Raw genomic sequence first — 17,212 nt, 5'->3', positions numbered from 1 at the left:
TTGCACTTACTTTTTTTCAGTGACATCTCCATACCATTTGTTTGCCCAATTGTGAACTTCATCCAAGATCGGTTTGAATCCCTTGCCCATCTCCGTTAAGCGATACGTCACTTGGATCGGGTATCCGGTATCAACAATGCGCTCAATGATCCCCATTTCTTCAAGCTCTCTCAATCGTGCGGAAAGCATTCGATCGCTCAATTCGGGAATCGATCCGGAAATGGTACTAAAATGAGTTTCTCCGACTAGAAGCACTTCTATAATCAAGCCATTCCATTTTTTCCCTAAAATTTGAAAAGCTTTTTCTAATTTGGGACAGACTGAAACTGCTCTTTGCATGACGCTCACCCCTTTCTTTATTGTACTATACATACAATAAATAACCAACTAACTTTTATTAATTAGATTCTTTTTTATTATTGACAATTTGTTTTCAATTCATTACAGAGGCCGTTGCGCAGGATCTCATAGTTTTGCTGCAATCAGCGTACCGATTCCGATCACCAAATACAAAATCATCATGAAGACAAGCAGCATCCCGGTTTCAATCGCTTGAATACCCATGGCATACAAAACAAGCAAAGCGGCTCCGCTGCCAAATAGCACAAAGTACAAGACACCTAGAAAATAGCGTTTCAAAATTAATGCGGTGCGCTCATCTGCTTCCGGGATCGTTCCCAGTCTGTTCCTGCGCCACGCATTCAATAAAAATATGACGAGAAACACAAGCAGCGGAGTGCCGACAATTGCCGCCGCAATGCCAAAGTCGACAGTCACGCCGGCTATGTGCATACCGATAAAGCCGCCGATGATCATGCCAAGTAAAAGAACGCCCATGGTTAGTTGTTCCAAACGCTTTTTCTTCATTAACTATTCGTCATCCCCTTCTAGATGAAACAATTCCTCAATTGGCACATTAAAATACCGAATTAACTTCAAGGCAAGTTCCAAGCTCGGATTGTATTTGTTTTTTTCAATTGCATTAACCGTTTGGCGAGTAATTTTCAAATCCTGCGCCATCTTCACTTGTGTAATGCCGTTTTTCAGACGAATTTCCCGAATATGATTCACAACATTCATGGCAGTTCCCTTCATAAAGTAAAGATATCTTTACACGCAATATATCATCAATTCTCCTATATGTAAACATATCTTTACATATTTTCCTGTTTAAGATTTTACTTCCACAGGATGCGGTGGCTTTCGCGTTGTCCCATATAAAATAAGCGGAATTTTTCCGTTTATTTCTCAGATTGGGCGCTTACCTGATCGCCCTAACCAAATCTTATGACGTTGATCGTCGTACCAGCAAGGGCAAAACGACGTTAAACTTTTTTTACCTGCAAAAAAAGGAACCGGACGCACCCAGTTCCTTGATGATTTATTCTTTTAATGGCCGAATCGGAAGCAGCATGCCGAACAAGGCAATCGCTGCGGCCCCGAGAAAAATCCACTGCATCGAATCGCCAGCTGCAACAAAAGACAGGGCCAGAAACACCGCCAAATCGCAGCTGGAATCGACAATCGACAGCAGCGAGATCGTTGTCGCGCGGACCGACGATGGAATGTAATCATTGCTGATCCGCGAATAGATCGGGTAGCAAATCACATGGACGATCCGCAGCAAAAGGAACACGCCGATTGCCAGTCACAGTGCTGCTCCGGTAAAAGCCGCCAATACTAAGCCGATAACTGACAACGCGCCGATTACGAACATCAGCACAATTCGGAAATAATGATCGGTCAGCCAGCTGATTGAGCGAAAGGTAAAAAAACCGAGCGCGGCAGCTCCGGCATAAAACAGACCGATAGCAGCAACCGGAACACCCGCATGGGTCAGGAATGGCTGATCAAGATTTTTGAACACCGCACCAACCGGAATGAACACGAGTGTGACATTCAGAAACATGAACAGCAAAAGCGGCTTTCGCTTAATGACAAGAAAACCTTCCTTGATGCGGCGAAGCGGATTCTCAAACAGATCAGCAGCGCGTTTCAGCTTCTTCAGTAATAATGTCAGCATGAGTTCAGCCAATTGAAACGCGATGGTGAGCAGGATCAGCAGATCAAACTGCGATCTGCTCAAGTCTTTTGCCATGTAGGCACCGAACAAAACCGCAACAATCATTGCAATGAAGCTGGCGGATTGAATGTTTCCCATCGCTTGATCCATTCGATGCTCCTCATCACTCTCTTATCAGAGACTCATAGATGAATGCCTCATCGGCTCCCGAATAAAAAGTGACGGAAAAACCATTGATAAAGCTGCAAACGAAAAACATCCAAGTCTCCGATGCGAAAAAAAGTAAAACAATACTTGCTATTCTGAGTACGGGATCGGTAATAAAGGAACATTTCGCACCGAAACGATCCGCGTAAACACCGGTAGGAATCTCCCCAATCAGCACGGCGACGCTCCAGCAAAAAAGTATGATAAAGATGTCCCGCACGCTCAAACCGTGTTGCATGTAAAAAAGCGTCATGACCGGCTGCAGGAAATTCATCGTGTCGAAAAAATCGGGTCAAAATAATAAGTGGGGATTATTATGAAGCAATTGTTTTCAAAATGGTTGTCCCACTCTCTAATTAAATTTAGGTTTAATTAGGAAAGCAGGAGATCTTGCGAATGTTAAGCGATGCAGCCTCCTGCTTCCTGATTTGAGAAGAAGCGTTTTCTTTTTTGCATCTGTAGTTCCCCTACCTTTAAATTGTCTAAAGTATAGCAAAAAAATCTGTTACTATAGATTAAATAAATCAAACAAAAAACCCTGAGTTGCCCATACTAGAGTACCTGCAACCAGATACCGCCTATATATTTTATTACTTTAAAAAATAATTCATAAAATTAATGTCCCTCGCCAAACACATTTAAACCAATGGCGCCAATCACAATCAAACTGATAAAAACGACTTTAGGCAATGAAAGCGACTCTTTGAAAAACAGAACACCAATGGCAACGATGAGAACAATGCCCATGCCCGACCAAATGGCGTAGGCAATGCTGATGTCGATTTTTTTCAATGCCATCGATAACATACCGAGACTGACCATGTACGCAACCATCATCAGCACATCAATCCAAAAATGTGACAAGCCCTTGGACAGCTTCATCAGCAATGTCCCACAGACTTCAAAGAGAATAGCGAATACGAGAAAAAACCAACTCAACTTGCTCACCTCATCTGTTCGGATTGTTTCAACAATTTAGGAAGGAAAAACAGTGGATAAATCATTAAATATAAATTAAACAGCCACCAAGTCCAATCAAAATCGAGTCGAATGGTCCAAAAGACAATCGCCTGCAATCCTGAACAAAAAGTTAATACAAGAGAAACGAACGAAAAATTTCGCCAAGCAACATTTCCTTTACGGAAATAATAAAGCCCCATCAAACCAGTGAACGAGATCAATAAATCAAGTGGAAGAAACGACCAGTTCCAAGAGACAAGCAATGGATTATTGTAATCTTTAAAAAGCATATTTTCGGGAATTACATGCAAAAACGTAATCAGCCAATAAAGCAAAAACCCGATATCCGTAACATAGAAGAATACTTTCATTTTACCCATCTGATTACACCTTCGCCTTGTTCTCTTTCAGACGATCCACTACTTGATCAAATATCTGCTTCAGCACGTTCAACTGATCTTTTGAAATGGTTTCTGCCAATAAATTTTCCAAGTCTTTGAAGGACTTATAATCGTTCTCAATGATCCTCCTGCCTTTGTCAGTTACTTTAAGATGATAAATACGCTTATCCTCCGTCGACCGCTTTTTTTCAACGAATCCTTTTTCTGTTAACCGTTTTACAATCGCCGATATTGCCGGTTTTGTTAATTGGAGTTCTTCTGCTAGTTTTCCCAGATTAGGAGTCTCCATTTGATAAATAATCGTTAAATAGTAGTAATCGTTCATATTGAAGTGGCGAACCTCAGATTCAGATAACGTTCGGTTCAACTCAATAACGGATTGTTTCCACAGATAATTTGCGATCACCGACAAGTGTTCCTGAAACATAAAACCACCTCCAACACATTAGTTTAAATATTTTAATTAATTTTATTTAATTAAATTCATTTAACTATATTATCAATGTTTATGACTGATCTCAAGTACTTTTTCAAAAAATAACGTGAATCAAGGCCTTTTCAAAGAGACACTGTTTTGTTCAGATCCTTTTTCACTTTCAAAATAACCGTCTTTTCCTGAAAAGAATTGAGCATATGTAAAATTTGTGATCTTCCCTCTTTCTGGAATTGCGCACTCCATTGAAACATCATCCAGAGCATGTGAAAGGTTGGTCGATAGTTAGCCTCTTCCAAGTGCAATTTCTGCTGAATGAACCGTTTAACGATCCGATGCTGTATGACCCTATTCGGTGGATCAAGAAAAATAATCCGGTCAGCACTCCGCAACGCAGGAAGCACCCAATCAGCATACTGCGCGCCTTCGATGATCCACGAATCCTTTTTCAAAATGTCTTGCAAAATAGCGTCACGTTCCGCCGGTATCCGGCGCCTGTCTCCGTCAGGGCGATGTTCCCAGACGACGTTATCGAGTTCATAGGCGGCGATCTCTGTTTTTTTGGCGATGTTCCTCGCCAACGTTGTTTTGCCGCTGCCGACCGAACCGATAATATAGATTTTCATGGTTTCACCGCCTGTCCCTTTTTCTTCAGTTTAACGACTCCGCAGCGGATCAGCCAAATAAATTTTTTGCAATCTCTGCGTTTACGCCTGCCTTTTTTTGATACACTTAATTTATTCTGTAGTGAACGGAGCTTGATCATGGATAAGACTGCCGTACTGCTTGTCAATCTTGGAACACCAGACGCGCCGGATCCGAAATCTGTGCGCCGCTATTTAGCCGAATTTCTCAGTGATCCGCGCGTCATTGATTTGCCGCGTTGGAAGTGGCTGCCGATTCTTCATGGTATCATTCTGCGCGTGCGTCCGAAGAAATCGGCGAAGCTGTATCAATCCGTATGGACAGACGAAGGCTCTCCACTTCTGCTCAATGGCCGCCGGCAGCAGGCTGCGCTTCAGGAACGATTGGCGGATACCGGTGTGAAGGCTGTGCTGGCAATGAGTTACGGAACACCCCATTTAAGCGGGGAATTGGAAAAGTTGCATCAGTGGGGGGTACGTCATCTTGTTGTCGTACCGCTCTATCCGCAGTATTCGTCGACGACGGTCGGATCCGTCTGGGACGGGCTGCAGCAGTCGCTTGCGGGTTGGCGCGATTTGCCGGAGCTGGCGTTCATTCGTGATTACCCGGATCATCAGAGCTATATCGCGGCCCTGGCTGATCGCATCCGCAACACTGTTTCCGATCATGGCATGCCCGGACGACTCCTTCTTTCTTATCACGGGATTCCGATCCGCTATGCGCGAAACGAAGATGATTATCCGCAGCGCTGCCGGATCACAACCGAAATCATCAGGCAACAGTTTCCGGAACTATCCATTTTGGAAACTTTCCAATCGAAATTCGGTAACGAGGAATGGCTGAAACCGGCGACGATTGATACCGTTCGAGCACTGGCTGGACAAGGTGTAAAACACATCGCCGTGATCGCACCTGGTTTCAGTGCTGATTGCTTAGAGACGCTTCAGGAACTCGCGCAGGAAAATGCCCACGCCTTTTATGAAGCGGGCGGGCAGCAGTTCGACTATATTCCGGCCGTCAATGATCATCCGTTTTTTATCGATTGTCTCGAAGATCTGGTGCGGCAAAGGCTGAAAATGCCTGCCAAAATAAAGAACCGTTATTAGAAAATTGAGCTACGCCAAACCTCCGCCGCAGGTTCATGGATAGACGAGTACGGGGCGAGCCGCAGGATGCGGTGACTTCGGTATTGCTCATAAATTGTGAGCGCCGTTAGCCGAAAATTTCTTATTTCTTTAATACTTATTTTTATTAAAAAAAGATCGGGAAGCTGTCCCGATCTTTTTACTGTATCCGTTATTTCTTTAAAAAGCTCCTCACACCGGCAACAGCGTAATCATGATCGAGCTGCGCGGTCAGGCCGGCAACGGTGACGGAGCCGAGGACACCCGCGTTCCGAACACGAATCGGGAATGAGCCGCCGACCGCCTGATATTCGGAAGGCGGGAGCAGCGAATTCTGATCATGGGTCAGGCCGCCGGCTTCAAAACGTTTGCCGATGTAAAGCGAGCTGTGATTATAATGATCGACCACTCGCTTCTTTCTCCCAAACCAGTAGACATTTTCCTCCGAGGTTCCTTCCATTAAATAAGTAAACAGCGGGACGCGATTTCTTTCAATATGAATGGCGATTGATTTGCCGTTTTTCTTTGCATAATCAATCAATAACAGTCCAAGCTGAAGCGCATCCTCATTGGTAAACTGATCAAATTGAAGCTCATTTTCGAGCTGTTCCAGTTCTTGTAAGGTCATCATACGTGCCTCCATTAAAATAGTTTTTGTTTTTTATCCATCCGATAATTAATAATTGCCAGTACACAAGCTGTCGCGGACATCAATGCGCCGACCCAAGCCGTATCGAGATAGGTCAGGAAGTCAACGGCCCATCCGCCCAAGGTTGACCCGACCGCAATGCCGACATTGAAGGCGGAGATATTTAGCGCAGATGCCATATCACTCGCCGCGGGAACAAGTTTCTCTGCTAAGCCGACCATGTAGGCTTGAACGCCGGGCGACATCATAAATGCGAATAGTCCGAGCAGGCAAATCGAGATAAGACTCAACGCTTTATTCGGCAAAAGCCACATTTGCAGCAAGAGCACCACGGACTGGAACAGGAAAACCGGACGCAATCCTTTTACAGGGTGCACGTTGGCGATTTTCCCGCCTAAAATATTGCCAATGGCGACGGCCGCGCCGTAGAGCAGCAGCAGCCACGATATGGATGATGTTGAAAATCCGCTTACCTTCTCCAGAATCGGCGATAAATAAGTAAATAAAGTAAACGTCCCGCCAAAACCGAGACAGGTCATGACAAAGGCCATGAGAATGCGCGGATTGCCAATGCATTGCACCATGTCTTTCAACGTCGGTACGTGTGCGCTCCGTTTAATTCGATCAATCGTGAAAACATTGATGATCAGCCCGATGCAGCCGAGTACAGCAATGAGAACGAAGGTCGCGCGCCAGCCGAAATGCTGACCAATATACGTGCCCAGAGGAACACCGACGATGGTCGCAATTGTCAATCCGGTAAAGACAATGGCAATTGCCGTACCTCTTTTTTCAGTCGGCACAAGTGAAGCGGCAACGACTGCGGCAATCGCTAAGAATACACCATGCGTAACCGCCGTAAGCACACGTGCCGCCATCAGCCATTCATAAGTTCCGGAAAGTGCCGCGATCACATTTCCCAATGTGAACAGAGTCATGAGCATGATTAAAAAGCCTTTTTTGGGAATACGCCCGGTCAGCGCTGCAATAATTGGCGTGCCAATCGCGATCGCTGCAGCATAGCCCGAAATGAGTGTCCCGGCCTTTGTTACGGAAATGTGCAGATCCGCGGCAATCGTCGGAAGCAGACCGACAATAACAAATTCGGTTGTGCCGATCGCAAACGCGCTGATTGCCAGAGAATAGATGCCAACAAGCGCTTTGGCAGACATTTCTTTCATAGGTAAACCTCCATTATAAAAGCACCATTAGTCAAGCAATTTAGAGATCTGCTTACTGCAAGCCATTAACTTTTTACTCAGCAGCTTATCCTTCTTTTTTACGAGCCGAGATGCCGGTCCTGATAAAGCGACGGCGGCGATCACTCGGCCATGATAAAAAATTGGAGCCGCAACGCAGCGAAGACCGATTTCCGTCTCTTCATCGTCAACGGAGTAGCCCTGATCGTGTATGACGGCCAAATGGGCACGGAGCAAGTGAAAATCAGCAAATGTTTTCTCCGTTTTGCGTACGAGTGTCAGCTGTCGAAACAAAGATTCGCGTTCGTGATCATTGAGAAAAGCTAAAATAACTTTTCCCAGTGCGCTTAAATGCGCCGCTGCCCGATCACCGATTTCCGAATGACTGCGGATCGCATGATTCCCGTCAACGACTTGAGTGGTAAGGACATCGGTTCCGATCAGCGTTCCCACATAGACGGTTTCACCTAGCTCCGCACTTAGTTGGTGCAGCGGCGCGGCCGTCAGCCAATTCACTTTTACTGATTCAGGTGCGGAATAGATGCTGAGTTTATGGCTTGCACGATAGGATTTTCCTTCTTTTTTCACATAACCCATCGCTTCAAGTGTCGCGACCAAACGAAAAGCAGTGGATTTATTTAAGTTCAATTGTTCGATTATTTCGCTAAGTGTCAGCGCTTCTGTCTGACGTAAAGCATCCAAAATCAGGAGTCCCTTTTTTAAGGTGGCCACCTCATACTGACTCATTTCGGTTCACCTCTTTCTTGGATGTGCCCATCATAAACAGAACGAGATGGAAAATCAAATATTGATTCTATTGTTTCTATAATTGAAACTTTGGGATAGGTATAAGAATAACCTGAACCTTTGCGCGGCACCGGCATTTTTGAATTTATTCGATTTTGGAGTTGTGTCACCGCTGCCGGTGGATGTGTTTTGGGGAATTCATTGACGCGGTTTATCTTCAAGTAATACTGCGGCTCACGATGATCTTGCTTTCTTTTTCAATGCGCGAATGGAAACATCATGTTCGCCGAGCATTTCAAAAATTGCGGCTTGATTTTTGAGCATTTTATCCATGGATTGCTGACTGTGATTGACTTTTTCATCGATCTTCTTCACGTAGCCATGCAGCTTGTCGACGTCACTGCTCAGCGCCGTCAGCTTCGCATCCGACACCTCTTGACGATCATAAACCGCTTTAAGGATACGGTCAGTTTCGTCGAGCTGCGCCTGCATCAGATCCTGTTTTTCTTCCATATGGTCCATACGGGTTTCCATGTTACCCATGCGGCCGTCCATACTTGTCAGTTTATCGAGAATTAACTCGAGCACTTTTTCGCTCATGTATTCACCTATCCTATTGTTTCGCGTAATTTCAGTAAAAGTCATGGATTCTAGCAAATATGTAAAAGAAATTCGCCGATTTGTCAAACGTAATTTCACCTTGTCAGACCCATTGCTTCAGCTTGATCACGTGCGTTAGGTGTAGCTGATTCTGATTTTATCGAACGTTTCGCCAATTAAAAAAGCCGACTCCCGCAGAGAGAAGTCGGACTCACCCTTTATTCGATTAAAAATCAAAATTATCCGAAGTGAAACCTGTGCAGTGATTTTGGTTCAGTACGTTAATCACATTCTCTGCTAATCGTCCCTAACCTTTAAAACTTTGATATTAAGAATCATCATGTCTATCGTTGTAACCAGTAATCAATTGCTCCCGCGACAAGGATAAAACCGAAAAAAATAACAGCAAGTACTCCGACAAAGTTAAAATATCTAAATCGTTTCCTCCAACTCGGTTCATTCACCAGTTTATATGTAGATCTTTTGAGTACTAGTCCTGCCACAACAAATAATCCGAGTGAAGAAACGATAAGCAGAACACGTTGATCTAATAAGAGAAGTGCTTTTACATCCCCATTCAATCGGAAAAATCCTGCACATGTCGTAAAGACCATTACCAAAAAAATGCTTATAAAACTTATCCAAACGGATCTCAGTAAATCCCTAATAAAATCAATGATTCGTCTCATCACGCACCCCTAATTTATAGATCACAGTTTCGCTCAAAAACATTTAGATCGACCATTCCACCTTCGGCGCCTGAGAATGATGCAGCCAGCAAGAAGCCGTATGTCCGAGCCCGAAATCAAAAGATTCGGGGTTGGCTTCCACGCATACATTCATACAATAGGGACATCTTGCCGCAAAAGGGCAGCCTTTGGGCGGATCTAACAAGTCTGGCGGGCGGCCCTCAATAGAATAGAGTTTTTCTTTCGACTTATCGGTCAACTTCGGAATCGCGCGTAACAGTGCAATCGTGTAGGGATGTTTCGGATGATAAAAAATATCATCACTGGAACCGCGTTCTACGATTCTCCCTGAATACATAATGATCACTCTGCTGGCGATGTTGGCAACGATCCCCAGATCATGCGTAATCAGCATTACCGATGTATTCTTCTTTACCTGCAGTGAACGAATCATATCCAGAATTTGTGCTTGGATGGTGACATCAAGCGCTGTTGTCGGTTCATCCGCAATCAGCAGCTTCGGATTGCAAGCAAAGGCAATGGCGATCATCACACGTTGACGCATACCACCGGATAGCTGGTGCGGATAACTTTTCAATTTTTTTGACGCATCGGGGATGCCCACCTGTTCTAAAAGACCGGTGGCACGCTCAACTGCTGCCTTTTTAGATATTTTCTCATGTGCAAATATATTTTCGGTAATTTGATCGCCTATCGTCATCGTCGGATTAAGTGCGGTCAAGGCATCCTGAAAAATAATCGATGATTCGCCTCCGCGATAATATGCCCACTCTTTGGACGTAAACGTCAAAATATTTTTCCCGCGATAGCGTATCTCACTGCTAAGCTTGATCTCTCCAATCGGCGGTTTGATAAGACCCATAATTGATCGTGCTGTAACTGATTTACCACAGCCTGATTCTCCAACAATTGCCAGCGTTTCTCCTTCTTTTACATCAAAGGATATGCCTCGTACCGATTGGACCTCGCCCGCATACGTATGGTAGGAAACGCTTAGATTAGTTACCTCAAGTAATTGTGTGATCGTTATCCCTCCCTCATTGGCGCATTCTTGGATCCAAAGCATCACGCAATCCATCGCCCAGAAGATTAAAAGCGAGAACAATTGTGCAAAGAATCAGTCCGGGAACCAGCAACTGAATTGGAAAGAAGTCCATCGTCTGCTGCCCGATCGAGATCAGTACGCCAAGACTTGTATTCGGCGGCTGCAGTCCAATTCCAAGAAAGCTTAGTCCTGCTTCGGTAAAAATATAGTCCGGGATACTGGTTGCAATTGTCAGCATGAGCAGACCGAATGTGTTCGGAATCAAGTGTTTTAAAATCACCCAAAATGGCGAAGCACCCAGCGCCACAGCTGCAAGTACATATTCCGCCTCTCGAAGCTGCATGACTTGACCACGAATTAAGCGCGCCGTCCCGCACCATGAGGTGACGCTCATGGCAACAAGCAGCGCGACCATCCCGTTTCCGAGTACCATCATGGTCAGAATAGTAATCAACAACGTCGGCATTGAGGTCATAACTTCAATAATGCGCATCAGCACTTCGTCTACCCAGCCACCGAAGTAAGCCATGACACCGCCATATAAGCAACCGGTCACTGTTTGAATCAATGTACAGACGAGCGCTACAATAATGGAAGCTCTAGCGCCATACCATACGCGTGTAAATAGATCTCTGCCTAAATTATCGGTACCGAACCAATTCTCAAGCGATGGATTCAGATTTGCTCGTCGTGGATTAATTGATGAAATATCGTGACCGCTGATGAGCGGACCAATAATAACGAGTATAATAATAATGACCAGTGCCGCAAGCGAAAGCATTGCAGTTGGGTTAACCATGAGTCTACGCCATACATCTTTCCAATACGTTGCCGAGTAGCCGGACAGCTCTTCAGCATTCAGCCGCTTGCCATTATATTTCTTAAAGCTTATTTTCGTTAGTTCCATCGTGATGCTACTTCCTTCCGCCCTGAATCTGAATTCTCGGATCGACGATCGTATAGAGAACATCGGTAATAAAAATTACGGTAACGTAAATGGCTGATATGATCACGGTTTGTCCCATAATCAATGGTAAGTCTCTTCCATTCACCGACGTGACGTAATACATACCGATTCCGGGAATGGAAAAAATTCGTTCAATAAAAAAAGATCCAGTGATACACATGGCAATGCTCATCGGCAGATTCGTAATGATCGGAATCATTGAATTTCGAAGTACATGTTTAAGAACCACACGTGCTTTAGATATTCCTTTGGACTCCGCCGTCAAAATATAGTCCTGATTTACGACATCAAGCATGGATGTTTTTAATAGTCGTGTGTACGAGGCTATATAGGCAAAGCAGCCAGTTAATGTCGGAAGAATGGTATATTCCCATCCCCCAGTCCACAAATCTTTGCCTTTCGGCCAACCGATAACGGGAAACCAGCCAAGATTTCCGGCAAACATTTTTTGAAGAAGCAAACCGAAAATCAGATGCGGAATCGAAATCAGCAGTATGGCCGCTGTAATAATACTGTAGTCAATCCATGTGTTCTTTTTCATAGCAGCAATAATTCCGAGTCCCAAGCCAATGGTAATGCCAAGCACCATTTGCTGAATGCCCAATCGAGCAGAAGCAGGCAGTTTGTCATGCAGAATACTTTGAACAGTTTGTCCCGGATAAATAATGGATTCGCCAAAATTCCCTACAGCAAGGCCCTTCATTGTAATCACATATCGTTGAAGTAGCGGTTTATTCAATCCATATTTTGCATACATATTATGTCTTATTTGAGTCGGCAATTTTTCAACCCGGTCTGAAATTGGATCGCCGGGCACGGCCGCAAGCAGAAAAAATGTCGCTGTCGCAATAATAAACAAAGTCAAAATCATCTCAGCAAGGCGGCGAAATGTATAGATTAGCATGTGTGATGACTCCTATTTATTATTAAATTTAATAAATACAGGAAAAGAAAACATTGTAACGACATGTTTCTTCTCCTGTAATAAACTGCTATGGATGAGCAACTATAACTATACTCATTCCTCAAACTTCATAAAAAAGGCGATACTTCTTTCTTATTCCTTGCCGGAAATGTAAGCACGGCTGAAGTCAATCGGCGTACCAAAGAGTGGGAAGCTGATGTTCTTCACATAGTTTTGAACAAAGTACTGTGAATCGCCATAGTAGATTGGCGCCACACCCGCGTCTTTAGCAATTAGCAAATCTTCTAGCTGTGCATAAATTTTTTCGCGTTGGGCATCATCGGTTACACCATCCAATTTCTTGTAATATGCATCATACTTTTTATCTGAATAAAAACCGAAGAATTTCGAAAATCCATTATTCGCTGTCCACATATCGGTAAACGTGGATGGATCATTATAATCGCCGAACCAGCCGTTCAGCAGGAGATCGTATTTATTTGCATTTCGCTGTGCAACAAACAATTTTGATTCAAGAACATTCAGCTTAACTTTGACACCCAGATTCTTTTCCCATTCCTGCTGATAGTATTCCTGTTCCGATTTTGAAAGTGCATCGGTGCCGGTCGTAATCAGAGTGAATGTAATATCGCTCAGCCTTTTCTTAACACCCAGCTCTTTCAAACCTTCTTTAAACAATTCCTGAAGTTCGCTCTTATTGCCGTTATATTTGTCATACAGAGGTTTCAGCGGTTGTGCAACGTCATCCCGATAGTCTTTATTTCCTACCTGAATACCGTTTGGAATCAATCCATAAGCCGGACGGTAGCGGCCGAACACCAATTTAACCAAATCTTCACGGTTAATCGCTAGAGATAGCGCCAAACGAATTTTCGCGTTCTTCAGTAAACCTGATGTACCGCCGGACTTCTGGTTAAATACGATATAGCTTGTGAGTGGCGTATTGCCATGAATATACTGAATCTTACCTTGTTTTGATTCACCAGCCCATTTCTTGATGTATTGCTGCTGAGCAGCAATAACATCCGTTTGTTTCGACTGGAACAGTGAGGCCTGAGTTGACGTCTCGTCTACTTTCTTTAAATTTACAGTTTTAAGATGCACATTCTTTGCATCCCAGTATTTCGGATTCTTTTTCAATACTAGGCTGTTATCCTTAACCCAGCTCTTAATAACAAAAGGTCCGCTAAAAACCTGTGCCTTATAATCGGTTGCATAGGTTTCTCCACCTTTTTTAATAACATCAAGCCGGATTGGAAACAATGCGACAAAACCGAATTTCTTATTAAATTGCGGTGTCGGTTTTTCCAGTGTGAATTGCAAAGTCTTATCGTCAAGAGCTTTGACGCCGACGTCTTTTGCTTTTGCCTTGCCCGCATAATATTTTTCTGCATTTTTAATGTCATAAGCAAAGAAAGCATAAGAAAATGCTTTTTTTGGATCAAGGAGGCGAAGCACTGAGTCCACATAATTTTGCGCCGTTACTTCTTTTCCATCCGACCATTTATAATTGCGAAGTTTAAATGTGTATACCGTTCCGCCATTAGTAATCTTCCAACTTTTTGCACCTGCTGGCACTGTTTTTTCCTTACCGTTTTTATCCGTATAAGTACGCACAAGTCCCTCTTGAACTTGTGACAGAATCTGGAATTCACTTGAATTACGTACATCGTTCACATCAAGTGTGGTCGGTGATTCAAAAAACAGATTCAGCGTTTGATTCTTGTCGGGTTGCTGACCGGATGATTGATTTGATTCACTTGATCCGCACGCTGTTAACAGTGAAGTAATAATCAACAGAACAGCACAAATCGTTGCAGTTAATTTCTTTGAACACATAGCGTCTCCCCATTTCTATCTCTAATGTTTTCTGACTCGATGAGTCATGTATCAAATCTTTGATACTGTAGTTCTGCAATCTTTCTATTATGTATTTCCTCCCTCTTTGATTTATTTTTATGCAAATCAAATAGCTGCTTTCTCAAAGATAAGAAAAAGCAGCTGGCTAACGGATACTGTTTTTCTTATCTGTCAGACATTGGATCATCTGCTGGAATTAACACCTTTGCACATAGGCAGGTTGTCGGGTTTCATCGGGCCAGTCCCTCCGCCACTCTAGATAAGAATTATGAAATTAATTGTAGTTTATCCCAATTAATCCTATCTGTCAACATGTATTTAAAGGCCAATACGGCACCCTAATTTCAATGTGTATAATTAAAAATCAAAGTTATCCGGGTCGAGGCCTGTGCGGTAATCCTGGTTTAACGCATTGATTGCCACCATAAGTATCATAGGAATAATAAAGTGACCATTACTTTTCACTATATTCATGTTCCAAAAGCGACATTACAATGAGAGACTTATAGCGATCAGAATATCGCATGCACTCGCGCAGCACGCCTTCTTGAACAAAGCCCGCTTTCTGATACACATGCCTCGCTCTCCCATTATCGTCAACCACATCCAGCCAAAGCCGGTGCGCGCCTAACCCCTCAAAACATAGACGCTTCAAAAGAAACAGCACTTCTGTTCCATAGCCTTTCCCTTTTTGAGTAACGGCGATGCGCAGGAGATTAATATTATGATCGCTGCTGGCGACGCCCGCTAAAATAATGTATCCCACACGCACATTGCCTCCATCGCGCACAGTAAAATGAAGCTTGTCGTGATCCGTGAGGGCAGCCTGATGCTCCGCTACTGTCCAATCGCCGACAAATTGGGCGTTCTCCACTGCTCGCTCCACCGATTTCACGAAGGTCAGATCTGCCTCTTCAGTTGGCACGAGTCGAATCAAGGCACCTTTTAAAAATTCCTCTTTTAATTGAATGGACATCTTGTCTCCCCCGATTCATCGATTCTGCTTTTTTGAAAAAATAACTGACACCTTGATCATCTCTTTCAGCACCGCGACATTGATATCCGCGAGCTTGTTGACGTAAATACATGCTTTTCCGCGTGTATGTTTACCAAAATCTGCTGCAAATTTTTCGTATTCATCATCGGGCATGGTCAGGTATAAGCTGATCTTCGCTTTTCGCGGCGAAAATCCGGTGAGCGGGGCGTTGCCTTCATGCCCGGACGCGTACTTATAATGATACGAGCCGAATCCGATGATGCTCGGGCCCCACATTTTCGCCTCATAACCGGTTATCTCCGTAAAAAGATCCAGTAACCGATAAGCATCCTCGCGTTTTCTCGGACTTTCCACAGCTTCAATGAATTCAATCACGTTGTTGTCGTTTTGCTTCAGTTTTGCTTCTTTATTGGCCAACTTCGCTCACCTCGCCGATTTTTTCATCTGAAAAAGTCCTGTGCCTAAATCCTTAACTAGCTTTGAAATTCCTTAAAAATGCACCGCATAAACCTTAATTCTACCTTTTATTTAATAAAATCGTCACTTTTGCGCCGTTTATTTTGCGGCCGACGTAACTATTTTCAAGCTTCAATTCTCCGTGATTATTAGCTAACGACTCAGCGGCAATCGTCAATCCGAGTCCGTAGTGCGGAGCGCCCTTTGTTTTTGTCGTAAAAAATCTGCCGGTCGCTTCTTTTAACGCCTGCTCGCTAAAGCCCGGCCCTTGATCGATGATTGTTATTCGGTAACTTCCGGGTGTGTCTTCAAATGAAAGAATAATCGGCGAATCCGGCGGCGCGTGCTCAACGCTGTTGACAACAATATTTTGAATGGCGTTTGACAGTTGTTCCTTATCGATGCGAAGACTGCTTTCGTCGTGACACCGTACTTCGAGCGTCAATCCGGCATTTTTGGATAAGGAGGCGGCCAACGCTACCCAGCTGCCAACCACTTGCTTATTGATCGGCATCTTGATTCTTTTTTGACTCGAAATACCGCTGATTTTTTTTAATTGCTCGATATACTGTTCTAAACGTTTTACACCATTCTTCAAGTCAGCTAAATATTCAGACTGTCCCGTGATCAATGATTCTTCTTCCATTGATGTCCCACTTATACCCGACTCCCCAAACCGTCTGGATTGGATTAATGTTCGCTTTCTGGAATTTATTTCGAATCTGCTTGATTCGTTCCGTAATCGTTGTTTGACTGTCGCCAACTGCGTCATATCCGTAAACAGAAGTATAGATATCTTTTTTTGAAAAGACCTGCTTGCTGTTCCGCAATAAAAAGACACATAGTTCATATTCGGATGGAGTAAGCTGTATCGGCATTTGATTGGCAAAGAACTTTTTTTGAATCAGATCACATGCCACCGGACCATCCGATAAGCGACTGTGCTTTTTCCTTTTCTCTCGCCGCATATGAGCATCGACACGCGCGCGAAGTTCTTTTATTGAAAAAGGTTTCGTTATATAGTCGTCCGCTCCCGAGGCAAAGCCCTCTAGCTTATCCTCTTCAAAATCTCTGGCAGTAAGAAACAGAACCGGTGCGTCGATGTAATAACGATTTTCTCTTAAAAAATCAAATCCGTCTTTTTCAGGCATCATCACATCAAGAATAATTAAATCATAGAGACCTAATTGATTGGGATCAATGCCAATCGCGTTATCTCTCGTCGTCACTTCATTGCTGGATTTAAGTGCTTGATTCATTAGTT

Annotated in this window: 24 protein-coding genes and 1 riboswitch; of the genes, 1 reads left to right on the top strand and 23 read right to left on the bottom strand. The window is 43.8% G+C overall.

Translation table 11 applies throughout. The features are described from left to right. Positions 1 to 6 precede the first annotated feature (6 nt). The 10 genes from NIE88_RS15080 to NIE88_RS15035 form a co-directional block, all read right to left on the bottom strand. Complete coding sequence (locus NIE88_RS15080; RefSeq protein WP_253063338.1) at positions 7 to 339, bottom strand: winged helix-turn-helix transcriptional regulator; 333 nt, start codon at positions 337 to 339, stop codon at positions 7 to 9. 126 nt (positions 340 to 465) lie between these two features. Then, positions 466 to 867 carry a hypothetical protein gene (locus tag NIE88_RS15075; protein WP_253063337.1) on the bottom strand — a complete coding sequence of 134 codons (402 nt, stop codon included), beginning with the start codon at positions 865 to 867 and terminating at the stop codon, positions 466 to 468. A gap of 3 nt (positions 868 to 870) precedes the next feature. Beyond that, positions 871 to 1,080, bottom strand: a complete 210-nt coding sequence (locus NIE88_RS15070; RefSeq protein ID WP_253063336.1) for a helix-turn-helix transcriptional regulator — start codon at positions 1,078 to 1,080, stop codon at positions 871 to 873. 301 nt (positions 1,081 to 1,381) lie between these two features. Continuing rightward, complete coding sequence (locus NIE88_RS15065) at positions 1,382 to 1,627, bottom strand: hypothetical protein (protein ID WP_253063335.1); 246 nt, start codon at positions 1,625 to 1,627, stop codon at positions 1,382 to 1,384. Positions 1,628 to 1,648: 21 nt separating this feature from the next. Next, complete coding sequence (locus NIE88_RS15060; protein ID WP_253063334.1) at positions 1,649 to 2,173, bottom strand: MFS transporter; 525 nt, start codon at positions 2,171 to 2,173, stop codon at positions 1,649 to 1,651. 13 nt (positions 2,174 to 2,186) lie between these two features. Continuing rightward, on the bottom strand, positions 2,187 to 2,468 hold the full coding sequence (locus tag NIE88_RS15055) for an MFS transporter (protein ID WP_373689447.1): 282 nt from the start codon (positions 2,466 to 2,468) through the stop codon (positions 2,187 to 2,189). 377 nt (positions 2,469 to 2,845) lie between these two features. Further along, positions 2,846 to 3,178, bottom strand: coding sequence for a DMT family transporter (locus NIE88_RS15050; protein WP_373689446.1), 333 nt, complete (start codon positions 3,176 to 3,178; stop codon positions 2,846 to 2,848). Further along, positions 3,175 to 3,570 carry a YvaD family protein gene (locus NIE88_RS15045; protein ID WP_253063331.1) on the bottom strand — a complete coding sequence of 132 codons (396 nt, stop codon included), beginning with the start codon at positions 3,568 to 3,570 and terminating at the stop codon, positions 3,175 to 3,177. Before NIE88_RS15045 ends, NIE88_RS15050 begins: the two co-directional genes overlap by 4 nt. 4 nt (positions 3,571 to 3,574) lie before the next feature. Next, positions 3,575 to 4,018 (bottom strand): MarR family winged helix-turn-helix transcriptional regulator, encoded by a 444-nt coding sequence (locus NIE88_RS15040; RefSeq protein WP_253063329.1) that lies wholly within the window; start codon positions 4,016 to 4,018, stop codon positions 3,575 to 3,577. A gap of 131 nt (positions 4,019 to 4,149) precedes the next feature. Then, positions 4,150 to 4,650, bottom strand: a complete 501-nt coding sequence (locus tag NIE88_RS15035) for an AAA family ATPase (RefSeq protein WP_253063326.1) — start codon at positions 4,648 to 4,650, stop codon at positions 4,150 to 4,152. A gap of 138 nt (positions 4,651 to 4,788) precedes the next feature. Here NIE88_RS15035 and hemH point away from each other — a divergent pair, with 138 nt between their 5' ends. Further along, a complete protein-coding gene (gene hemH / locus NIE88_RS15030) occupies positions 4,789 to 5,775 on the top strand; it encodes a ferrochelatase (protein ID WP_253063324.1) in 987 nt (328 codons plus the stop codon). Between the two features lie 190 nt (positions 5,776 to 5,965). On the opposite strand, the gene NIE88_RS15025 is transcribed toward hemH, so the two are convergent. From NIE88_RS15025 to NIE88_RS14965, 13 genes are all read right to left on the bottom strand, one after another. Further along, a complete protein-coding gene (locus tag NIE88_RS15025; protein ID WP_253063322.1) occupies positions 5,966 to 6,421 on the bottom strand; it encodes a heme-degrading domain-containing protein in 456 nt (151 codons plus the stop codon). A 14-nt stretch (positions 6,422 to 6,435) separates the two neighbouring features. Further along, positions 6,436 to 7,623: an MFS transporter gene (locus tag NIE88_RS15020; protein WP_253063321.1), complete on the bottom strand. Its 1,188-nt coding sequence runs from the start codon at positions 7,621 to 7,623 to the stop codon at positions 6,436 to 6,438. Positions 7,624 to 7,650: 27 nt separating this feature from the next. Next, positions 7,651 to 8,388, bottom strand: coding sequence for an IclR family transcriptional regulator (locus NIE88_RS15015; protein ID WP_253063320.1), 738 nt, complete (start codon positions 8,386 to 8,388; stop codon positions 7,651 to 7,653). 234 nt (positions 8,389 to 8,622) lie between these two features. Next, a complete protein-coding gene (locus tag NIE88_RS15010; RefSeq protein WP_253063319.1) occupies positions 8,623 to 8,988 on the bottom strand; it encodes a hypothetical protein in 366 nt (121 codons plus the stop codon). Between the two features lie 344 nt (positions 8,989 to 9,332). Further along, complete coding sequence (locus NIE88_RS15005; protein WP_253063318.1) at positions 9,333 to 9,569, bottom strand: hypothetical protein; 237 nt, start codon at positions 9,567 to 9,569, stop codon at positions 9,333 to 9,335. A gap of 151 nt (positions 9,570 to 9,720) precedes the next feature. Further along, the gene (locus NIE88_RS15000) at positions 9,721 to 10,764 is read right to left on the bottom strand and encodes an ABC transporter ATP-binding protein (protein ID WP_253063425.1); all 1,044 of its coding nucleotides are present in this window, start codon (positions 10,762 to 10,764) and stop codon (positions 9,721 to 9,723) included. After that, positions 10,736 to 11,650 (bottom strand): ABC transporter permease, encoded by a 915-nt coding sequence (locus tag NIE88_RS14995; RefSeq protein WP_253063317.1) that lies wholly within the window; start codon positions 11,648 to 11,650, stop codon positions 10,736 to 10,738. Before NIE88_RS14995 ends, NIE88_RS15000 begins: the two co-directional genes overlap by 29 nt. A 7-nt stretch (positions 11,651 to 11,657) precedes the next feature. Then, on the bottom strand, positions 11,658 to 12,614 hold the full coding sequence (locus tag NIE88_RS14990; RefSeq protein ID WP_253063316.1) for an ABC transporter permease: 957 nt from the start codon (positions 12,612 to 12,614) through the stop codon (positions 11,658 to 11,660). 153 nt (positions 12,615 to 12,767) lie between these two features. Then, positions 12,768 to 14,474, bottom strand: coding sequence for a peptide ABC transporter substrate-binding protein (locus NIE88_RS14985; RefSeq protein ID WP_253063315.1), 1,707 nt, complete (start codon positions 14,472 to 14,474; stop codon positions 12,768 to 12,770). Positions 14,475 to 14,656: 182 nt separating this feature from the next. After that, a riboswitch (SAM riboswitch) is annotated at positions 14,657 to 14,761 on the bottom strand. 188 nt (positions 14,762 to 14,949) lie between these two features. Next, a complete protein-coding gene (locus NIE88_RS14980; RefSeq protein ID WP_253063314.1) occupies positions 14,950 to 15,471 on the bottom strand; it encodes a GNAT family N-acetyltransferase in 522 nt (173 codons plus the stop codon). Between the two features lie 15 nt (positions 15,472 to 15,486). Then, positions 15,487 to 15,909 (bottom strand): DUF1801 domain-containing protein, encoded by a 423-nt coding sequence (locus tag NIE88_RS14975; RefSeq protein WP_253063313.1) that lies wholly within the window; start codon positions 15,907 to 15,909, stop codon positions 15,487 to 15,489. Positions 15,910 to 16,009: 100 nt separating this feature from the next. Beyond that, positions 16,010 to 16,594: a sensor histidine kinase gene (locus NIE88_RS14970; RefSeq protein ID WP_253063311.1), complete on the bottom strand. Its 585-nt coding sequence runs from the start codon at positions 16,592 to 16,594 to the stop codon at positions 16,010 to 16,012. Then, complete coding sequence (locus tag NIE88_RS14965; RefSeq protein WP_253063309.1) at positions 16,560 to 17,207, bottom strand: response regulator transcription factor; 648 nt, start codon at positions 17,205 to 17,207, stop codon at positions 16,560 to 16,562. The genes NIE88_RS14970 and NIE88_RS14965 overlap by 35 nt, the downstream gene beginning before the upstream one ends. Between the last annotated feature and the right edge of the window lie 5 nt (positions 17,208 to 17,212).

The sequence above is a fragment of the Sporolactobacillus shoreicorticis genome (assembly GCF_024125445.1).
In the GTDB taxonomy this organism is placed as follows: domain Bacteria; phylum Bacillota; class Bacilli; order Bacillales; family Sporolactobacillaceae; genus Sporolactobacillus; species Sporolactobacillus shoreicorticis.
The sequence above is the reverse complement of the archived record's forward strand: the minus strand, read 5'-3'. Positions and strand labels throughout refer to the sequence as shown.